At 59.1% G+C, this 17,829-nt stretch carries 16 protein-coding genes and 2 pseudogenes; 10 read left to right on the top strand and 8 right to left on the bottom strand.

Annotated features, from left to right (window positions below; all coding sequences use genetic code 11):
* Nucleotides 1–455 precede the first annotated feature (455 nt).
* Nucleotides 456–1,211, top strand: a pseudogene (gene istA / locus LPU83_RS70480) (IS21 family transposase); the annotation flags it as partial.
* Between the two features lie 3 nt (nucleotides 1,212–1,214).
* Here istA and LPU83_RS70475 read toward each other — a convergent pair.
* The 3 genes from LPU83_RS70475 to LPU83_RS70465 form a co-directional block, all read right to left on the bottom strand.
* Nucleotides 1,215–3,299, bottom strand: a complete 2,085-nt coding sequence (locus LPU83_RS70475) for a recombinase family protein (RefSeq protein WP_037068928.1) — start codon at nucleotides 3,297–3,299, stop codon at nucleotides 1,215–1,217.
* Nucleotides 3,289–4,029 (bottom strand): helix-turn-helix domain-containing protein, encoded by a 741-nt coding sequence (locus tag LPU83_RS70470; RefSeq protein WP_082321367.1) that lies wholly within the window; start codon nucleotides 4,027–4,029, stop codon nucleotides 3,289–3,291. The genes LPU83_RS70475 and LPU83_RS70470 overlap by 11 nt, the downstream gene beginning before the upstream one ends.
* Before the next feature lie 182 nt (nucleotides 4,030–4,211).
* On the bottom strand, nucleotides 4,212–4,421 hold the full coding sequence (locus LPU83_RS70465) for a DUF5372 family protein (RefSeq protein ID WP_231052163.1): 210 nt from the start codon (nucleotides 4,419–4,421) through the stop codon (nucleotides 4,212–4,214).
* Between the two features lie 98 nt (nucleotides 4,422–4,519).
* Between LPU83_RS70465 and LPU83_RS70460 the strand changes: the two are divergent.
* From LPU83_RS70460 to LPU83_RS70450, 3 genes and pseudogenes are all read left to right on the top strand, one after another.
* A pseudogene (locus LPU83_RS70460) lies at nucleotides 4,520–5,302 on the top strand (Mu transposase domain-containing protein); the annotation flags it as partial.
* A gap of 11 nt (nucleotides 5,303–5,313) precedes the next feature.
* Nucleotides 5,314–6,051: an IS21-like element ISRel16 family helper ATPase IstB gene (gene istB / locus LPU83_RS70455; RefSeq protein ID WP_024317380.1), complete on the top strand. Its 738-nt coding sequence runs from the start codon at nucleotides 5,314–5,316 to the stop codon at nucleotides 6,049–6,051.
* Between the two features lie 294 nt (nucleotides 6,052–6,345).
* A complete protein-coding gene (locus LPU83_RS70450; protein WP_024317381.1) occupies nucleotides 6,346–7,011 on the top strand; it encodes a J domain-containing protein in 666 nt (221 codons plus the stop codon).
* A 20-nt stretch (nucleotides 7,012–7,031) separates the two neighbouring features.
* Here LPU83_RS70450 and LPU83_RS70445 read toward each other — a convergent pair whose 3' ends face one another.
* The 3 genes from LPU83_RS70445 to LPU83_RS70435 form a co-directional block, all read right to left on the bottom strand.
* Nucleotides 7,032–8,027 (bottom strand): Tim44 domain-containing protein, encoded by a 996-nt coding sequence (locus tag LPU83_RS70445; RefSeq protein ID WP_024317382.1) that lies wholly within the window; start codon nucleotides 8,025–8,027, stop codon nucleotides 7,032–7,034.
* An 88-nt stretch (nucleotides 8,028–8,115) separates the two neighbouring features.
* Complete coding sequence (locus LPU83_RS70440; protein ID WP_024317383.1) at nucleotides 8,116–8,574, bottom strand: YbaK/EbsC family protein; 459 nt, start codon at nucleotides 8,572–8,574, stop codon at nucleotides 8,116–8,118.
* A gap of 52 nt (nucleotides 8,575–8,626) precedes the next feature.
* A complete protein-coding gene (locus LPU83_RS70435; RefSeq protein ID WP_024317384.1) occupies nucleotides 8,627–9,400 on the bottom strand; it encodes a DeoR/GlpR family DNA-binding transcription regulator in 774 nt (257 codons plus the stop codon).
* Between the two features lie 501 nt (nucleotides 9,401–9,901).
* Between LPU83_RS70435 and LPU83_RS70430 the strand changes: the two genes are divergently transcribed.
* The 6 genes from LPU83_RS70430 (at nucleotide 9,902) to LPU83_RS70405 (ending at nucleotide 16,119) form a co-directional block, all read left to right on the top strand.
* Nucleotides 9,902–10,681, top strand: a complete 780-nt coding sequence (locus LPU83_RS70430) for a glycosyltransferase family 25 protein (protein WP_051166725.1) — start codon at nucleotides 9,902–9,904, stop codon at nucleotides 10,679–10,681.
* On the top strand, nucleotides 10,678–12,048 hold the full coding sequence (locus LPU83_RS70425; RefSeq protein WP_024317387.1) for an O-antigen ligase family protein: 1,371 nt from the start codon (nucleotides 10,678–10,680) through the stop codon (nucleotides 12,046–12,048). Before LPU83_RS70430 ends, LPU83_RS70425 begins: the two co-directional genes overlap by 4 nt.
* A 5-nt stretch (nucleotides 12,049–12,053) precedes the next feature.
* Nucleotides 12,054–13,979 carry a polysaccharide biosynthesis protein gene (locus LPU83_RS70420; RefSeq protein WP_024317388.1) on the top strand — a complete coding sequence of 642 codons (1,926 nt, stop codon included), beginning with the start codon at nucleotides 12,054–12,056 and terminating at the stop codon, nucleotides 13,977–13,979.
* A gap of 46 nt (nucleotides 13,980–14,025) precedes the next feature.
* On the top strand, nucleotides 14,026–14,937 hold the full coding sequence (locus tag LPU83_RS70415; RefSeq protein ID WP_024317389.1) for an NAD-dependent epimerase/dehydratase family protein: 912 nt from the start codon (nucleotides 14,026–14,028) through the stop codon (nucleotides 14,935–14,937).
* Between the two features lie 45 nt (nucleotides 14,938–14,982).
* The gene (locus tag LPU83_RS70410) at nucleotides 14,983–15,561 is read left to right on the top strand and encodes a sugar transferase (protein WP_024317390.1); all 579 of its coding nucleotides are present in this window, start codon (nucleotides 14,983–14,985) and stop codon (nucleotides 15,559–15,561) included.
* A 120-nt stretch (nucleotides 15,562–15,681) separates the two neighbouring features.
* Nucleotides 15,682–16,119 (top strand): GFA family protein, encoded by a 438-nt coding sequence (locus tag LPU83_RS70405; RefSeq protein WP_024317391.1) that lies wholly within the window; start codon nucleotides 15,682–15,684, stop codon nucleotides 16,117–16,119.
* Between the two features lie 32 nt (nucleotides 16,120–16,151).
* Here LPU83_RS70405 and LPU83_RS70400 read toward each other — a convergent pair whose 3' ends face one another.
* Together LPU83_RS70400 and LPU83_RS70395 are read right to left on the bottom strand one after the other, a co-directional pair.
* Nucleotides 16,152–17,210: an adenylate/guanylate cyclase domain-containing protein gene (locus LPU83_RS70400; RefSeq protein WP_024317392.1), complete on the bottom strand. Its 1,059-nt coding sequence runs from the start codon at nucleotides 17,208–17,210 to the stop codon at nucleotides 16,152–16,154.
* 86 nt (nucleotides 17,211–17,296) lie between these two features.
* The gene (locus LPU83_RS70395) at nucleotides 17,297–17,743 is read right to left on the bottom strand and encodes an SRPBCC family protein (protein WP_024317393.1); all 447 of its coding nucleotides are present in this window, start codon (nucleotides 17,741–17,743) and stop codon (nucleotides 17,297–17,299) included.
* Nucleotides 17,744–17,829: the final 86 nt, after the last annotated feature.

The following is a 17,829-nucleotide window of genomic DNA, read 5'->3' as shown; positions in this document are numbered from 1 at the left end:
GCGACTGCGTCATTATAACGATTAAGCAGCTGGCTGGGCATGTGTTATTCTTCCTATTTCGGCACTGGCCCCTCAGCTAGCCGTCGAGCTGGCGCACTCCATCACTCTTTCATGCGAATCGGCGACATTGCTGATGATCTGCCACGGCGCATCGGATGCCCGATCCGTTGTGGCGGCGTGACCTCCCGGACGAGGCATTGCGGCGATGGTCGCGCTAATCTGATGCAATTACGGGCAGTTCAAGCTTTTTGACATCTCGGACTGCAGATTCCGAGGCAATCCGCCCCCGCATTCCGAAATAATGCCGCCCCCCAATTCCGAGAATTAACCGCCCCCTTGTTCCGAGATGATGCCGCCCTCTGATTGGGGTGTTTGTCGGGGTGTTCTGCTGGTGAGACGTTCGTCCTTTCAGTTGCCTGAGAGGAAGGAACGCGATGCCAGCGGAGAGACTGAAGATGCGGCGTGTCCGCGAGATACTGAGATACAGATTTGAGGAAGGCCTTGGCCACAAGTCGATTGCGGTGCGCGTTGGTGCGGCGCCGTCGACGGTGCGTGAGACGCTGCGCCGTGTGGACATTGCTGGGCTTTCCTGGCCGTTGGGCGAGGACGTCAGCGATGCGATGTTGGAAGCGGCTCTCTACAAGGCTGCCGGCACGAAGACCGGTCATCGCCGCAGCGCTGAGCCGGATTGGGCTCTTGTTCACCGGGAACTGAAGCGCAAGCATGTGACGCTGCAGATCCTCTGGGACGAGTATATCGGCCTTCATCCCGAGGGATATCGCTACAGCCGTTACTGTGATTTGTATCGCGGCTGGGCGCTGAAGCTGCCGGTGACAACGCGCCAAAACCATGCGGCCGGCGACAAGCTGTTCGTCGATTATGCCGGCGACACGGTCACGGTGGTCGTCGACAGATTGTCGGGAAAGACGCGGCAAGCCCACCTGTTCGTCGCAGTGCTCGGCGCATCGAGCCTTTCATTTGCACATGCTCGCTGGAGCGAAACGTTGCCCGACTGGATCGAATGTCACCTGCTTGCGCTTGAGGCGTTCGGTGGCGCACCGGCGTTGCTGGTTCCCGACAACGCCAAGGTCGCCGTCATCAAGGCCTGCCATTTTGATCCGCAGGTCAATCGCACCTATGCCGGGATGGCGGCTCATTACGGAAGCGCTGTTCTTCCGGCACGACCGCGCCGCCCGCGCGACAAGGAGCGGACATCACGATGCACCTTGTTGGATTTGTTGAGCGCCAATCAACCGGGGTTGGCGGCTACCATAGCGACCGCCGACGCCTTTTGCGAGTCTGACGTTGCCTGGAGGCTCATACAGGTAACGATGGTTGGTAGCGTAGCGGTGGCGCTTGAGAACGCCATCGCGTCCGAGTTGGTGGACGGTTGTGGTGCTGACGCCAAGCTGGCGGGCGACTTCCTCGCCGGTAAGCATGCCGCTCTCGCGCAACCGTTCGAACCGGGTCTTCAGCCCATAGGCTCGACGAACGAGCATGACCTTCTTCAGCGTAAAAGGCTCACCGCGCCAGTTACGATGCCCGAGCGTATTGAGACGACTGGCAATCTGCTGGTCGTTGTCGGTCTCCAGCAGTTCGTTGATCAACGCTACGACCGCTTCCGGGGTCTTGCGGATCACTGCCATGGGCCGGGGACGAGCGACTGCCAGGCTTTGCGTGCGCCCTCCGCGCCAGCGTATGTGCATGTTGATCTGCTCGTCGACCAGCAGCGTCACGTCTTCGATGAGGAGACCAAGCATGCGTTTGCGCTCGACAGCGCTTGTATGTTCGTGGTTCCAGATGCGAGGAAAATCGGCGGCCAGCGCCCGAATCCGTTCCTGCGTAGGGCCATTCAACAATAACTGGTCTGTCTCGTTTTGACGCTCATGTTCGCGCTGAAGCGCATCGAGGTCGCGTAGTTTGCCATTCCAGTCCGCTTCGAGTGCGTCGACAACCAAGCGGTTGTCGGGATCGACCTTCAGATAGCGGCGACGTGCGAGTTCAGCCTCATACCGGGCGCGCTGTAGCTGCTTGTCGCGCAGCGAGGCGGCTTGCTCGACACGTTGTGAGATCTCCTGCTGTACCGCCAGCGCGACTTCTATCGCCGTCGGTGCCATTGCTTCAAGCAGCAACGCGCTGACCGCTTCATCGATCGCAGGTCCTCTTGCCCATTGGCAGGTCTTTCCAGCGTGACGAACGACGGCCTCGTTGCAGACGTAATAGGGACGAAGCTTGTCCTCGAACTGTTCATAATGGACCCGCATGCGGGCGCCGCATCGACCGCACAAAACTCGACCTTGCAACAAGCCGCTGCCCTGGCGAGGCATACGACCCCGCAGGCCCGGAGAAAAACCGACTGCATTTTGTTCCAGGCTTGATTGATTACGCTCGAACTCATCCCATGAGATATAGCCTTCGTGGGCCTGAGGGATGAGCACCTGCCAGTCGGACCTCGGCATCTTCTGCTGTACGGACTTCAGCTTGGCATTGTAGACAGTGCGTGTGCGTCCGTACGCGAAAGCGCCAGCGTATCGGGGATTGTGCAAAATCTGAAGCAGACGGGAGTGGTCTATCTCGCTCCAAAGGACATCACCCTTGCCGAGACCGCGCCGAATGCGCCGAGGAAACAGGATCTTCTCGCTACGCAGGCGGCGCACGACCGCACAAGCTGAGCCCGCCTCCCGGAAGGTATCGAACAGCATGCGCACCGTGTCCTGGATCTGGCGATCCGGATCGAGCACCACGCGCGTATCAGGCGTGTAAACGAATCCGATCGGCAACGGTAACTCGAGCTCCCCACGACGCGCCTTATTAAGAATGCCACCTTGCAGTCGAGACTTCAGGATGTGCAGTTCGGCCTCACTCATCGTGCCCTTCAATCCGAGCAACATACGATCGTTGAAGGACGCCGCGTCGTAGACGCCATCTTCATCCATGATGAGCGTGCGCGACATGGCGGCCAACTCAAGAAGGCGATGCCAGTCAGCATTGTTGCGAGCCAGGCGAGATACTTCCAGTCCCAGCACGATCCCTGCGTGCCCCATCGCGACCTCGCTCACCAAGCGCTGAAATCCGTCGCGGTCCTGCGACTGTGCACCGGAAAGGCCGAGGTCGTTGTCGATGACGTGGACGCGCTCAATCGGCCAACCCAGCGCCACCGCCCTGTCCCGCAATGCATATTGTCGCTTCGTGCTCTCGGTGTTCTCGAACACCTGACGAAGGGAGGACTGGCGGACGTAGAGAAATGCATCGCGCCGCAGGTGATCGGCACTAATCTTCATGGCGTTATCAGTAGACATGGCTTCCTCCTGTCTCTGCTGCCAGCACCATATTGGCGAGCATGTGCACGAGCTGGCGATCGTGCGCGACCACTGAAGTTGTCGTGGACCGAGGCGCCGACTGCTGTCGCGCTATCGTGGACTGCTCTGGCGTGATCAGCACGGCCAGGCCGCGCCATAGTCCGTGAAAGACGATGGCGCCCATCCGCCTTGCGCAAGCCGTGCCGCAAACAACATCGGCGCGGAGCGCTTCGTAAATCTCCTTGCCGTTCGCCGGCATGGTGATTGCGTGCGTCCGCCCGTCATCGTTTTTTTTACGCGCCACCGCGCGTTCGATACTGCGAGGATGGACGCTGATGCCCAGTCTCGAATGCACCAGTTCCGCCAGCGAACGGGCCTGCAGTTGGCCGTTCGCATCGAGATGCTCCTCGACGAGACGCATGACCTCGCCAGTAAGCTTGTGGGCTGACTTCGGCCCGCGGGTGCGCGGCAAGAGGCCGGCAATGCCATCGCGCTCGAACGCGGCCTCCGCTTGATAATAGGTCTGCCGGGACAGCCCGAAAAGCGCGGCCGCATCGGCTTTGTTAGTGCCGTCTTGGCGGGCGTGACGAAGCATCTCGTACTTCACTTGCACGAGATCGAGCGGATCAAAGAAACCTGCTTCCCGGAACCAGGACGCGTGGACGCCCTCGGGTCTGGGGTTGAGAGCGCCCATCTGGCGCAGGCGATCGGGCTTGCTTTCTTTGGTCATAGGCGCCTCCTGCATGTAACGTAAAATATGCCGCTGCCGACTTTAGTGTCAATTGAATTATATCGAGCTATTAGCCAAAGCGCTTGCATTATAATGATACTTCACATAAGGAAGCCGTCGCAAACATCGTAGTCGCGGCATAATTACCTTGACATTTGCGGCGTAATTTACTTGACGCATCTTCAATCTCCATGGTGGTCCTTGATGTGAGCAATCAATGACGCCAGCGCCGACAGATCGTCTGGGCGCGAGAAGGACCGACCTGCGGCTATCTGGCGGAATGCGTCGATCTCATCGACATCCGTCCACGAGGCCGGCAGCGAACGCAGTCGTCCTTGAACGTCATAGAACATGACGCGGTCTTCGCCCCAATTCTGCTTGCGCGTCGCCAGAACGAAACGCTGGCCACGCCAGGGATGAAAGGGGTGCGTTACTTCAAACTCTATGCGCGCTTGGCTAGTTGCACGAGCTGCAGTCCTGGACTTGAAAGAAGGCGAAGGTCGAAGCCGCGGTTCGCATTGTCGAGCGCTGGCTGCTGGGTCGACTACGCCACCGCGTCTTTTACAGCCTTGCCGACGTGAATGCGGCGATTGCTGAATTGCTCGCTGATCTCAACGACAGGCGCGTCCTGCGTCGCGTCGGGCGCACGCGACGGCAATTGTTCGAAGAGCTGGATTATCCCGCCCTGCGTCCGCTGCCTGTGGAACGATACGTCTTTGCGGAATGGAAGATACGCAGGGCCGGTCTCGATTATCATGTCGATATCGACAAGCACTATTACTCGGTGCCCTACCGCTTTGCGCGTGAGCAGGTCGAGGCCCGCATCACCGCCAATACCATCGAGATCTTCCACAAAGGTGAGCGGATTGCCGCCCACAGGCGTTCGAGTGGCAATGGCAAGCACACGACAACGCCCGAGCACATGCCGTCATCGCATCGCCGCTTTGCCGACTGGACGATCGAACGTATCAGCCGCGAAGCCTCCGCGATCGGCTCAGACGTTGCATTGCTCTGCGAGCGTATTCTTGCCGATCGACCGCATCCCGAACAGGGCTACAGAGCCTGTCTGGGCATTATCCGCCTCGTCAAAGCGTTTGAGCGCGAGAGGGTCAATGCAGCCTGCGGCCGGGCATTGGAAATCGGCGCTCGAACCTATGGCTCGGTGCGTTCCATTCTCGACAATCACCTTGACCGACCGTCGGCGTCATCAGGCGCATCATCACCCGAGCCGATCAACCACTCCAACATCCGCGGTCCCCGCTATTACCACTGAGGAGACGACATATGCTTGCACATCCTACCCTTGATAAATTGAATGCCATGGGCCTGACTGGCATGGCCAAGGCGTTCAACGAACTGCTGACCAACGGTGAGAGCGAACAACTCTCCCATGCCGAATGGCTCGGGCTACTGCTGGAGCGAGAATGGAGTTCGCGCCACGATCGCAAGCTTGCCGCCCGGCTGCGGTTTGCCAAGCTTCGCCATCATGCTGTGCCTGAGGATGTCGATTACCGCAGCGACCGCGGTCTCGATCGTGCGCTGTTCATGAAGCTGATCGGCGGCGACTGGATTGATGCCCACGACAACCTCGCGATTTGCGGGCCATCTGGCGTTGGCAAAAGCTGGTTAGCCTGTGCACTCGGGCACAAGGCCTGCCGCGACGATCGCTCAGTTCTTTATCAACGCGTGCCACGCTTGTTTGCCAATCTCGCTCTTGCCCACGGCGACGGCCGCTATGCAAGGCTGCAGCGAACCCTCGGCCACGTCCAGCTCTTGATCCTTGATGACTGGGGTCTGGAACCGCTCAATGAGCAGGCACGCCACGACCTCCTGGAGATCCTCGAAGATCGCTACGGACGCCGCTCGACGATTATCACCAGCCAGCTTCCGGTATCAGCCTGGCACGAGATCATCGGCAACCCAACCTACGCCGATGCCATCCTCGATCGCCTCGTTCACAACGCCCACCGCATCGACCTATCCGGCGAAAGCTTGCGGCGAAATCAGCGCCGGAAATCTTGACTCGTTACACGAATGAACTGACAACAATCACAGCCAGCAGGACCCCAGCCTCAAGGGGGCGAGATCATCCCGGAATCCGGGGGCGCAATCATCTCGGAACAAAGGGGCGGCTTCATCGGAATCGGCATCTCGGACCTTCCTATCAAAATGCCTGGCTCAGTCCGCCCTTCGTTCGTGCGACTTTGTTTATTCTTTTTGTCCAAACTCCGCCCCAGTGATGGTAGAAGAAAGCCTCGATGGACGGAATGCCCTTCACGGGTGTCACGGCAATGTCCGAACAGCGACGGAGGGATGGTGACCAATCCTTATGAGATTCTCGGCGTCCGGCGAGATGCAACCGACGACCAGGTGAAGGCCGCGTATCGGCGTCGCGCGAAGACGACGCATCCAGACTCCGGCGGTGACCCGGATGCGTTCAGCCGTGTCCAAAAGGCCTACGAGCTTCTGTTGGATCCAGTCCGCAGAAAGGTGTTTGATGACACGGGCTATGATGTCGAGCTCGCCGATCCGATTGACTTGCAGGCCCTTATGGTGATCGAAAAGCTCGTCAATCAGCTCACCTTGGATGAGCGCGAGCCAGGTACGTTTGATCCGCTGGCCCGCATGCGCTCCGACCTTTCGGAGGAAATGCGCAAGGCGCGTTTCAGCAAGCGCGAACTCGAGCGTCACGCCTCACGCATCGAGCATCACCTGGAGCGGCTGGAAAAGCGGCCGGCGACCGATATCCTCGGCTCCATGTTGCGTGCCCGTATCAAGGCAATTTCGGCGGCGATCGGCGAAACCGAGGCGAAGATCAAAGCCAACGAGCGCGCATGCGAAATGCTCTACGATTATACCTATGAAGTCGACGTTCACGAAGGCGAAGAAGGCCTCGCCGTCGAGGATCAGTCAGCGCCGGCCCTGCGCAACAAGCGGGACGATCGCCCGCTTTGGGTCGTCCCCGCGGCTCAAGAGGGTTGAAAGGCATTCGCCGCGTGGGGTTACGCGGCGCGCTGGTCGGTGCCTTGGATCGCGGCAAGCTTCCACTCGTCTGCGCCCCTGCGCACGAATGTCCAGACTTCCGTCGTTTCCGTCGGCCGACTGTTATCGCCGCTGACGAGTTTGCCGTTCGCCCGCTCGACGAGAGCGTCGATTGAGGAATAGCGCATGGCGAGGGTTGCGTAGTCCGCCCCATCTTCCCGCCAGGCTTCGGCAATATCGCCCTGCAGCAGCTTGACGTTCGACACGTCGTTGCGGACGCCGTTCGTCGCATTCTCCCCAAGTTCCTCGGCAAGATAGGACATGGCTTCGGGCGTCGTCAGGCGACGCAATGTGCCATAGTCTTCGGCCCCGTAGGCGGTCTGCACCGCGGTCAGCAGTTCCTCGAAGCGGTCGAGATCGCGCTTGCCCAGGCCGACCTCGTCGTTCGGCTTTGTGTTTGCCTGCTGCTGCCCAAAACCTGCCGCCGACCCGATCGAGGGAATCTGAAACGACGCGTTGCGGCTCGGGGCCATGTTGCTGGCTCCCCCGTGGCTTTGACCGCCATAAGCCGGTTGACGTCGATTGGCAAAGAAGCGCATGGCAAAGGAAATCGCAATCGCAATCAGGGCGATCTGCAACAGCATGCCGAGGAATCCGAAGCCGCCGCCAAAACCGTGGCCGAGCAACATCCCAAGCAGTCCGCCGGCAATCAGGCCGCCGATCATCGACCTTCCAAAACCATTGAACAGGCCGGGCCTTTGCGTACCGAGAGGCTGCTGACCAGCGTACGGCGCGTTGGTTTGCGAGCGAGGCGTCATCGAACGCTCAATAGGGGCGGCCGGCGAAGGCGCGGTGCTCGTGACGGGCGGCGCCTGGAAAGTCCGCGTGCCACGGCTGCCGAACCCGGAGCTGCCCGCACGGCGCGCATCGGCCTCGCCGATCGAGGCAAATACGCTAGCGCCTGTCAAAACGGCAATTGCCGCAATCTTGGCAAAACGCGAAACGGCACGAGGCATCCAATCTCTCCTGTCATGACAACCAGTGCATGTCAGGAGCTTATATAGGGACTGCTTTGCCGGTTTGAAGCTTGAGGCGCGCCGATCTTTATTGGCACACGTCGACCCAGGTCGCCCCTGTCAGTTCCGCCAGGCGCGCGGTCGATATGCGCACGGCCGAGTTGGCGGAACCGGCAGCCGGCACCACTTCATCAAATCGCCGCAGCGAAACATCACAGTAGATCGGCAAAATCCTTGGCAATCCGAAGGGGCAGACACCACCAACAGGATGGCTTGTAACCTCCACAACCTCCTCGGGCCCAAGCATCCGGCCCTTGCCTCCGAAGGTCTCCTTGAACTTCCTGTTGTCGAGCCGCGCCAGACCGCCGGCAACGACCAACATGGTTTCCTCACCGACACGCAGGCAGATCGTCTTGGCGATCTGGGCGGGATCGACGCCATGCGCCTGCGCAGCCAATGCCACCGTCGAGGAACTTTTTACGGTTTCGACAATCTCGATATCGGGAGCATGGGCGCTGAAAAACGCGCGAACGGTTTCTAGACTCATGGCCAAAGGCTAGCGCAGGGTTCCGATCAAATGAACCCCAAATTATCAGTGACTATGCAGGCGCTGACCCCGTCTCGATCAACTTCACGCTGTTTTCCTGACACAGACGACGGATCGAAGGCGTAATGCATCGATCGGTGATGAAGGTGTGCACTTGAGGAAGCTGCGCGATGCGCACCGGGGCAGTCCGCTCGAATTTTGTCGAATCGGCCACAAGGATGACATGCCGCGCGTTGGCGATGATTGCTTGCGCCACCTTCACTTCGCGAAAGTCATAGTCAAGCAGCGCGCCGTCCTCGTCGATAGCGGACGCGCCGATCACGGCATAGTCCACCTTGAACTGCCTGATGAAATCAACGGCCGCCTCGCCCACAATGCCGCCATCCGAACCACGCACCACACCGCCGGCTATGACAACCTCGATGGTCGGAAGCAGCCGCAGTCTATTGGCAACGTTGATATTGTTGGTAATCACCATCAGCTCGTGATGGTTCATCAGCGCCTCACCGACAGCCTCCGTCGTCGTGCCAATATTGATGAAAAGCGAGGCATTGTTCGGAATAAGGCCAGCTGCCGCGACGCCGATCGCCTGCTTTTCGGTCGCGGCGATCTGTCGTCTGGCCTCATACTTTACATTCTCGGTGCCGCTTGGAAACGTCGCGCCGCCATGAACGCGCGTGAGAATCTGTGCATCGCAAAGGTCGTTCAGATCCTTGCGGATCGTTTGCGGGGTGACAGAGAAATGGGTCGCGAGTTCCTCGACGAAAACGCGGCCGTTCGACTTGGCCATGCCAACTATTTCGGTTTGGCGATCGCTCAGGAACATGGGTTCGGCCTCTTTCATTTACGTTTCGTTTCCAAACATGAGAATGCTTAACAGAGGCGCCAGCGGGCGCAAGAGCGATTGGCAGCACCAACAGACAGCGACAGACTTTCGATCTCGTCTGCACTGCAGCTTCCGTCGTGATGCGCGGCCACCACCCGGCCCGTGCAAGCAAAATCTGGGGAGCCAAACCGCGAAATTGCTTGGAATTTGCCCATGCGATCCACATCGGGGTTGCAAAGATGCGCGAGTACGACGATAGGAGACATTGCGCTGCATTGCGCTTGAGCTTGCCACAGCAGGAGTTCCAAACCCTGGCGCCCTTGCTGTGCTTCACGCAATTGTCGCTGTTACAATTGTGGACACACACGCAGAAGCTGTTGTAGATAGGAATGGGCAGAAATATTATCTATTCAAGCCGTCGAAAGCGGCCCTCGACTTGCGGGTCCTATCATCTCCTGGGCGCGCAAGGGCCAAAAGAGTGCCACAAATGACGCGGATCAGATGCTCAAATTGAACACAGCAACAGGAAAGAAGCGTTTGCAACGTCTGATCGGCGCGTACGTGATCAATCTGGACAGCTCGGCAAAGCGATGGTCAGAAGTATCGTCGCAGGCGACATTGGCTGGCATGCAGATCGACCGAATCCCCGGTGTCGATGGGAGCGCGATCCCCGCAGCGCAAAGATCCGGATTCAACGAAAAAGAGTTCTTGCGCCGGAATGGCCGGCAGATGCTGCCTGGCGAATATGGCTGCTACCGTGCTCACATGAGGGCGCTGGAAGCTTTTCTCTCAAGCAACTTTGAAAACGCCATCATTATGGAAGACGACGTGGAATTGCGTCAGGATTTCACGCTGAGGGCAGCCGCGATCTTAAAAGCAGTGCCTTCCGCAGAGGTGGTAAAGTTGCTCAATCACAGGTCGAAGTGGTGCCGAACGGTGGCCATCTCGGAGTATGGCGATTCCATTGGGCGCTGTCTGCACGGTCCGCAAGGGTCCGCAGCTTGCTATCTGGTCACGCGCGAAGGCGCCCGCAAGCTGCTTGAAAGCGCCAACAATATCGAATTTCCCTACGACATGACCCTTGAGCGCGGATGGAAGACGGGCGTTAACATCTTTACCGTCCGGCAAAATATCGTCGAACTGTCCGAACGCTCAGCTGTGAGCCAGATTGCCAACAGGGCCCAATACCGCGCCGTGAAGTTGCGAGGCGTTCGTAAAATCGGAACGCACTTTCTTCGCTTAGTCGAGTATGCCCGCCGAATACGGTATGCACTATCATGACAATGCCTACATCTAACAGTCAGGTGAAGTCGGCAGCCCTTCACGTCGTCATCGCCATCTTATGGCTGGGTATGATGTCAGTGACGTTGATCGAAAGCGATTTCTATCGATACGCCGCCATCCTGCTCATGGGCCTATCCCTTATGCTTCGCAAGGTCCCTCTGCGGGCGTCCTTGACCGACTGGTTGGCGATCTTATGTGTCGCCTGGGGTGCCTTGGCTTTGTTGCGATTTCTCTTCGGATTGATCGTCGACGGTGAAAGAGGCGCATCCGAATGGCTCTACGCTTTTGCGATCTTTTTTCCTGCGATGGGCCTGGCGCTGCATATGAGCTGGAATCTGATCAAGCCGATTTTGCTGGCTTTCTTCTGCAGTGCGCTTGTCCTGTTCATCGTCTCGACGCCGTTTTCCGCGATCGTGGCAGGCGAGCGGATCTCCCCTGCCTTCCATCATAATTCGATTCATGCAGCCGTCGGGTGCGGCTTTATCTTCATCGGCGCCTTTTACTGGGCATTGCACCAGTGGGAGATTGGGGCCGCAGCGCGCACCAAGGCCGTTGTCTCAGCGGTCGCCGTGACCGTGATCGGCCTGGCGATTTTCAATATTTATGGCGCCAAGTCGAAGGGCGTCTGGTTGGCACTACTGCCAGCGCTTGGCCTGATGACTGCCGCGACGCTTTTCTACCTCAGGCGAAAGACTGTGCTCGTCGCCGCCACCAGCGGCCTTTTGCTTTTATCGTGGGGCGTCTACGAGGTTCGTGACAACGTGGCACACTTCGGGGCTGCCACGTTCAATTCAGTTGTGATGATCGTCGAACGGCTGGATAGCGGCGTTTCGTTGGAACGCGTCATGCAGGACGCAATCGCCTCGTCGGAGACGCCACAGTCACTCGATGAGCGGTTGCAGCTGTGGGCCAACGCAATCGATGTCATATCCGCGGCACCGGCCTTCGGCAGCGGCAATTCGTGGCTCACCATCTGGCAAACAACGCCTTATCGCGGTGTGACTTACACGCTGATGCACAATGGCTATCTTGAGATCCTGGTCCGATATGGCTTTACCGGTCTCGCCATATTGGCGCTGATCGTTATCTCGGCCATCTATCGTGTTTATCGGGCTTCGGCGGCCGGCGTGATCAGCAAGAGCGCTTTTGCTTGCTACCTGACGTTCGCGGTCTACTTTGCCTTCACGATCCTCAGCAATTCGAATAACCGGCTTGCCCTTGGCGAATCCTACGCCCTGCTATTTGCGGCCACCTGCTTTGCCTGTTCGATAAGGCTGCGTGCCGGCTCGATTGCCCAACGCGGTACCGTCGCTCTACCTACCGGCGAACCGTCCGACGCAATCCCAGCTCACCTGCAGGGATAGGGCCGATGCGGGCGGTTTCCGACAGATATGTTCAAAGCATTCTTGATCTGCCGAGACCGACCAAACGGGCGTTGGCGGTGCTGGTTGATTCGTGCCTTTGCATTCTGACGATCTGGCTGGCCTTCTGCTTTCGCTTGAATGACTGGGTGACGCTTTCGGGTATGCAGCTCGTAACAATTCCAGTCTCCCTTGTGATTGCCCTGCCGATCTTCATCACAATGGGTCTTTACCGGGCGATCTTCCGCTTTCTCGGCTGGTCAGCGTTCATCACGGTGATCAAAGCCATAACGATTTACGGCCTTGCGTTCATGGCCGTTTTTACTGCCATCAGCTTTCCGGGAATTCCCCGCACGATCGGCATTATGCAGCCGTTGTTGTTGCTGCTGGCGATCGGCCTAAACCGCTTTATGGCAAGATATTTCCTCAGTGAGGCCTACAAGCGGATACTGCGGCAGAACACGCAGACGAACATGCTCATCTATGGTGCTGGATCCGGCGGCAGGCAGGTCGCCGGCGCGCTGAGCGGCAGTGCCGATTTCAAGGTCGTCGGCTATCTGGACGATGACAAAAGCCTGCATGGAAGTCTCATTGGCGGCGTTGCGGTTTACGATCCGGAAAAAATCGTTGAATTGAGCACGCGGCTGAACGTCCGCACGATCCTCTTGGCGCTTCCTAAAATTGATCGGCTGCGTCGGAACGAAATTCTGGAGCAACTCAGGGGCGCGCGCGTTGCAGTTCGCACTGTCCCCGACCTGAACGCCCTTGCCGGCGGCCAGGCGGAGTTCACCGATCTGCAGGAACTGGATATTGAGGATCTGCTGGGTCGCACACCGGTTCAGCCGGATCAAGCGCTCTTGGAACGCAACATCCGTGGACGGGTCGTGCTCGTGACAGGCGCGGCCGGATCAATCGGCAGCGAACTCTGCCGCGGACTGGCTCGGCTGAAGCCGGCTGCATTGCTGATCCTCGACCAAAATGAATATGGGCTCTATGCCTTGGAGAATGAACTTACCGGCAACAACCCGGACGCCGGGCTCCAGATTGTGCCGCTGCTTGCAAACGTTTGCGATGAGCTTCGAATCCAGAAGATTATGGAGACCTGGCGACCAAACACCGTCTATCATGCGGCAGCCTACAAGCATGTACCGCTGGTCGAAAAGAACCCGGTCGAAGGGGTCAAAACGAACATCTTTGGCACTGTTGCGGTCGCGCGAGCAGCGATCGATACCGGCGCAGAAAGGTTCATACTGATCAGTACGGACAAGGCCGTCAGGCCAACCAACGTCATGGGTGCCACCAAACGGCTCGCGGAAATGGCGCTTCAAGGATTGGCGGCCGAAGGCGCCTCGACCGTTCTCACGATGGTGCGGTTTGGCAACGTATTGGGATCTTCCGGTTCGGTCGTTCCCTTGTTTCGCCAGCAAATTCGCCAGGGTGGCCCTATCACGTTAACGCATCCCGAAATCACACGCTTCTTCATGACGGTGCCGGAGGCGACCGAGCTCGTCATTCAGGCCGGGTCCATGGCCAAAGGAGGCGATGTCTTCGTCCTCGACATGGGCGAGCCGGTCAAAATTATCGATCTTGCCCGACGCATGGTGGAGCTATCCGGTTTGACCATCGAAGACGAACGAAATCCGTCGGGAGATATCAGTATTGTTACTACCGGCCTGCGGCCGGGAGAAAAGCTCTACGAAGAACTGCTGATCGGCGACAATCCCGAGCCCACTGAACATCCCAAAATCATGCGTGCGCGGGAGCGGTTTATCGAGTGGGAGATACTGACGCCGAAACTTCGGCAATTGAGCTCGGCCGCCGACGAGGGAGATGTCGAGGGGCTGCGCCGCATTCTGAGCGAGCTTGTGAGAGACTATCGCCCATTCGACGGCGTGGTTGACCTCGTCTCCATTCGGCAGGGAGCGACCCAGTGACGGCCTGTGTCACGGCGTCCGTGCTGCCGTCTGTTGGGAGCTGAGTATGATACTCGTTACCGGCGCGACAGGTTTTGTCGGTCAGGATCTTCAGCACGCACTTCGCATCCGCGACTTTGCATTCAGGGCGGCCGGCCGCTCCGCTCAAGCGGGATGTTTTGCCGTTGGCAATATCGATGGTGGGACGGATTGGAAAGCCGCTTTGGTTGGCATTGAAGCCGTCATTCATCTTGCGGCGGCAAATCAAAATGTCATCGATGGATCAAACTCAGGACCTGCAGTTTTCCGAACGGTGAACACCGAAGGGACAATCAACCTTGCTCGGCAGGCGGCCGCCTATGGGGTCAAGCGGTTCATATTTATCAGCACGATTAAGGTGAACGGCGAACGATCGGTCAGGGGGCGTCCATTCACGCCGCATGACCTTCCTCATCCGACGACTGAGTATGCCGTGTCAAAATTTGAAGCAGAACGAGCTCTGATCGCATTGTCCAAGACAACTGGCATGGAGATCGTCATCATTCGCCCGCCGCTGGTCTACGGGCGCGGCGCTTCGGGCAGCTTCCGCGCTCTCACGCAGCTCGTTCGGAGCGGAATTCCGCTGCCCCTGGCTTCGATCGACAATCGAAGGTCCATGGTCTACGTCGAAAATCTTACCGATCTCATCGTGACGGCAGTATTTCATCCCGCCGCGCCTGGCCAGATACTGCTGGCAGGCGATGACGTGGCCGTCTCGACGCCCGAGCTGCTGCGGCGGCTGGCAGCTGCCATGGGGCGCCCGGCGCGATTGCTTCCCTGTCCTTGCGCCGTTCTGCGTATTCTTGGCCGGGCAATGGGCAAAGGAGAGCTCGTAAGCCGCCTTACCGATTGGCTGGAAGTGGACATATCGCATACGCGCAGGCTATTGGACTGGAATCCGCCTTTTGATATGCGAAACGGCTTGAAGCGCTCACTTTGAGAGCTTTTGGCGTCAACATTTGATTACAGGAACTTGAATCTTTCGATGCTGAACGGCTTTAACCGATCTTTGAAGCGACTGTTTGATATCTGCGCTGCGTGTCTCGGACTTCTCGTTCTCGCGCCGGTCCTGGTTATCCTCATGGTCCTCGTGCGGCGATCATCCCCTGGCGGCGCGCTGTTTCTTCAGGAGCGGGTCGGCCGGGCCGAAGTACCGTTTGTTTGCATCAAATTTCGCACGATGGCGGCAGGTTCTCCCAGTGTCGGCTCTCATGATGCAGCTTTATCCTGGATCACACCGCTCGGCCGAAAACTGCGGGCATACAAACTCGACGAACTCCCTCAGCTCATCAACGTTTTGCGCGGAGAGATGAGCTTCGTTGGCCCTCGCCCGTGTCTGCCCACGCAGCAAGACGTCATCGCTGCGCGACGCAAGCGCAACGTATTTTCCGTGAGGCCTGGCATAACGGGACTGGCTCAGCTTCAAGGAATTGACATGTCGACGCCCGAGGCGCTCGCTGAAGCCGACGCCCGCTACATTCAAAAAGCAGGTTTTTGGCAGGACATTGTCCTCGTGATCAGCACTTTGGCCGGGCGGGGAACAGGAGATGCGGCCGCGAAGTAGGAGCTGGCTGGGCAACCTGAAAACGTCAGACGGACCGAGCAGCACGGCCGGGCGTGCGTCGCTATACACGCCTTGGTTCATCTGCGTTAGAATGACCGGCAATCGTCGGGGAGGATTTGCATGACCACAGACGAAGCATATCGCGCCGTCCCCAAAATTACCCGCGGCTCCTGTCATTGCGGGGCCGTTCACTGGGAGTTTCGCGGCACCATTCCAGATGCCACGATCTGTAACTGCACGGTTTGCCGACGCTACGGCGTGCTGTGGGCCTATGACTATGATGGCCAAGGAATTCACGTCGAAGACGAAACCGACGCACTCGCCGCTTATATTTGCGGCTCGCAGAGCCTTTCCTTCAACTTCTGTCGTCGCTGCGGCAACCTCGTCAGCTGGCGCGCGTTGAGGCCAAGTCGCAACGGAGAGACAAGAATCGCCGTCAACCTCCGTCTGGCCGAACCAGCTGAGGTGGCTGACGTTCGGCTGCAGCGGTTTGATGGTCTCCACAGTTTCGAGGATCTGCCGCCGGACGCGCGCACGGTCGCAGATGTTTGGTTCTAGGCAAGTAGCTACAGCCCATCGTCGCGGCAGTCTCAGTCGCCGGGCAGCGTGAAGACCTCGCAGGGTTCAGCAATCCCGCGCAACCCGTGGCGGCCCACAGGAACCAGCGTGGCAGTTGTCTTTTCGGCGACCGCGCCGGAAAGCAACACGGTCAACCCCAGAGGCTTGCATAGCCCTTCAAGCCGGCTGACCAAATTGACGGCCGGCCCGATCGCAGTGAAATCCAATCGGTCGGCGGCGCCGATATTGCCCCAGAGGATCTCCCCGAAATGGAGTGCCACACCGAAGGGGAGTGGCGGCAACCCCTGGTCTTGGCGCACGGTATCGAGATGGGCCATGCCGGCGCGGGCAGAGGCAACCGCGCGTAATGCCGCCTCGCATGCCTCGCCGGGCGTAGTCGTGACGGGGAAGATTGCCAGTACCCCATCGCCCATGAACTTCAACACCTCACCGCCGAAAGCGTGGACCGCACCGGCGATGCGATCAAACCAGGCGTCGAGCGTGGCGATCATCACCGCAGGTTCCGTCGCCTCGGAGAGCGCCGTGAAGTCGCGCAGATCCGCGCACAACAAAGCCGCCCGTATCGTTTCGCCGGTGCCGCGAGACAGAGCACCGGCCCGCACCCTGGCGGCGCTTCGTCGACCAAGATAGGCCTCGAGCAGCGCGGCCAACCCTGCCCTTGCCGCCAGCGCCACCAGGGATGGTAGCGCAAATCGTGCCGCCTCGTGCAGTTTGCCGGCCTCGGCCGCAGTAAACGCCCGCGTTCCAGCCCACCCCAGAACTGGGCTATCGGCTGCCGAGCCCACCGTATCCTCCTGGACTGGTCCAAGGCCAGCCAACCATTCATGCCCGGCCTGATTGTGTGAAACATCGGTGAAGCTTAAAGCCTCGATCACAGCTCCGGTTTCGGCCCGCCACAACCACGTGCGGCGGGCGATGATGGGGTGCGGTGCCGCCAGTGTCAGGGCGCCGCCTGCCAGCGGCAACCCGTCTGTCAGCAGCCTGCGGCCCAATTCGGCCAGGAACCACTCGGGATCCGGCGATGCGCCGGCTTCGTCGACCAGCCATGCAAGGGAGGGGGGCAGATCCATGCCTAGATCATGCCATGTCGACTGAAACCTGTCACTCGCGGTTCAATCTGCTCATCGCAGAGCCGACGGGAACTGGAGAAGAGCCATCAAACCCGACCGGACCAGGGATCTGGGCCCGGATCGCGCCCGGCGGCGTATTGCGCCAGTCTGCCGATATAATGCTCCCAGCCTTCCGCATGTCCGGCACACTGTTCGGCATTCGGCAATCCGGTATGGGTCAACCGCAACAGGGTCCCGTCCGGCTTCTCGATCAGGTCTATCTCCACCAAGCTCGACCCGGGCGGTACAATCTCGCTCCCGTCCCAGCCAAAGCTGTAGGCGAGCCGGTGGACAGGCACAACCTCCCGGAAGGAGCCCCGCGCGAAGCGAGCGCCGGTCACGTTGACGAGATAAAGGCCACCTGGCTGAGGCTCGACTTGCGCCTCAGTCCCCATCCAGCGCAGGATTTTTTCGGGATCGGTGAGCAAAGCAAAAACCGCAGAAGGCGGCGCCGAAATGTGGGTCTCGCGGTGGACGACAAGGGGATCTTGCATCAACGTCTCCTCTGGCTGCTGCAATCTGATCCGCCGACGGGCTCATCGGCGCCTTTCGTGAAATCTCACCTGAAGGGAGATAGGCA

The sequence above is a fragment of the Rhizobium favelukesii genome, assembly GCF_000577275.2.
Classification (GTDB): domain Bacteria; phylum Pseudomonadota; class Alphaproteobacteria; order Rhizobiales; family Rhizobiaceae; genus Rhizobium; species Rhizobium favelukesii.
The sequence above is the reverse complement of the archived record's forward strand: the minus strand, read 5'-3'. Positions and strand labels throughout refer to the sequence as shown.

Bases quoted from the DNA above. Each gene is read 5' to 3' on its own strand.
- LPU83_RS70445 (WP_024317382.1), bottom strand. From the start codon at position 8,027: ATGCCTCGTGCCGTTTCGCGTTTTGCCAAGATTGCGGCAATTGCCGTT.
- LPU83_RS70430 (WP_051166725.1), top strand. From the start codon at position 9,902: ATGCTCAAATTGAACACAGCAACAGGAAAGAAGCGTTTGCAACGTCTG.
- LPU83_RS70405 (WP_024317391.1), top strand. From the start codon at position 15,682: ATGACCACAGACGAAGCATATCGCGCCGTCCCCAAAATTACCCGCGGC.
- LPU83_RS70415 (WP_024317389.1), top strand. From the start codon at position 14,026: ATGATACTCGTTACCGGCGCGACAGGTTTTGTCGGTCAGGATCTTCAG.
- LPU83_RS70410 (WP_024317390.1), top strand. From the start codon at position 14,983: ATGCTGAACGGCTTTAACCGATCTTTGAAGCGACTGTTTGATATCTGC.
- LPU83_RS70440 (WP_024317383.1), bottom strand. From the start codon at position 8,574: ATGAGTCTAGAAACCGTTCGCGCGTTTTTCAGCGCCCATGCTCCCGAT.
- LPU83_RS70470 (WP_082321367.1), bottom strand. From the start codon at position 4,029: ATGACCAAAGAAAGCAAGCCCGATCGCCTGCGCCAGATGGGCGCTCTC.
- LPU83_RS70435 (WP_024317384.1), bottom strand. From the start codon at position 9,400: ATGTTCCTGAGCGATCGCCAAACCGAAATAGTTGGCATGGCCAAGTCG.
- LPU83_RS70425 (WP_024317387.1), top strand. From the start codon at position 10,678: ATGACAATGCCTACATCTAACAGTCAGGTGAAGTCGGCAGCCCTTCAC.
- LPU83_RS70475 (WP_037068928.1), bottom strand. From the start codon at position 3,299: ATGTCTACTGATAACGCCATGAAGATTAGTGCCGATCACCTGCGGCGC.
- istB (WP_024317380.1), top strand. From the start codon at position 5,314: ATGCTTGCACATCCTACCCTTGATAAATTGAATGCCATGGGCCTGACT.
- LPU83_RS70400 (WP_024317392.1), bottom strand. From the start codon at position 17,210: ATGGATCTGCCCCCCTCCCTTGCATGGCTGGTCGACGAAGCCGGCGCA.
- LPU83_RS70395 (WP_024317393.1), bottom strand. From the start codon at position 17,743: ATGCAAGATCCCCTTGTCGTCCACCGCGAGACCCACATTTCGGCGCCG.
- LPU83_RS70420 (WP_024317388.1), top strand. From the start codon at position 12,054: ATGCGGGCGGTTTCCGACAGATATGTTCAAAGCATTCTTGATCTGCCG.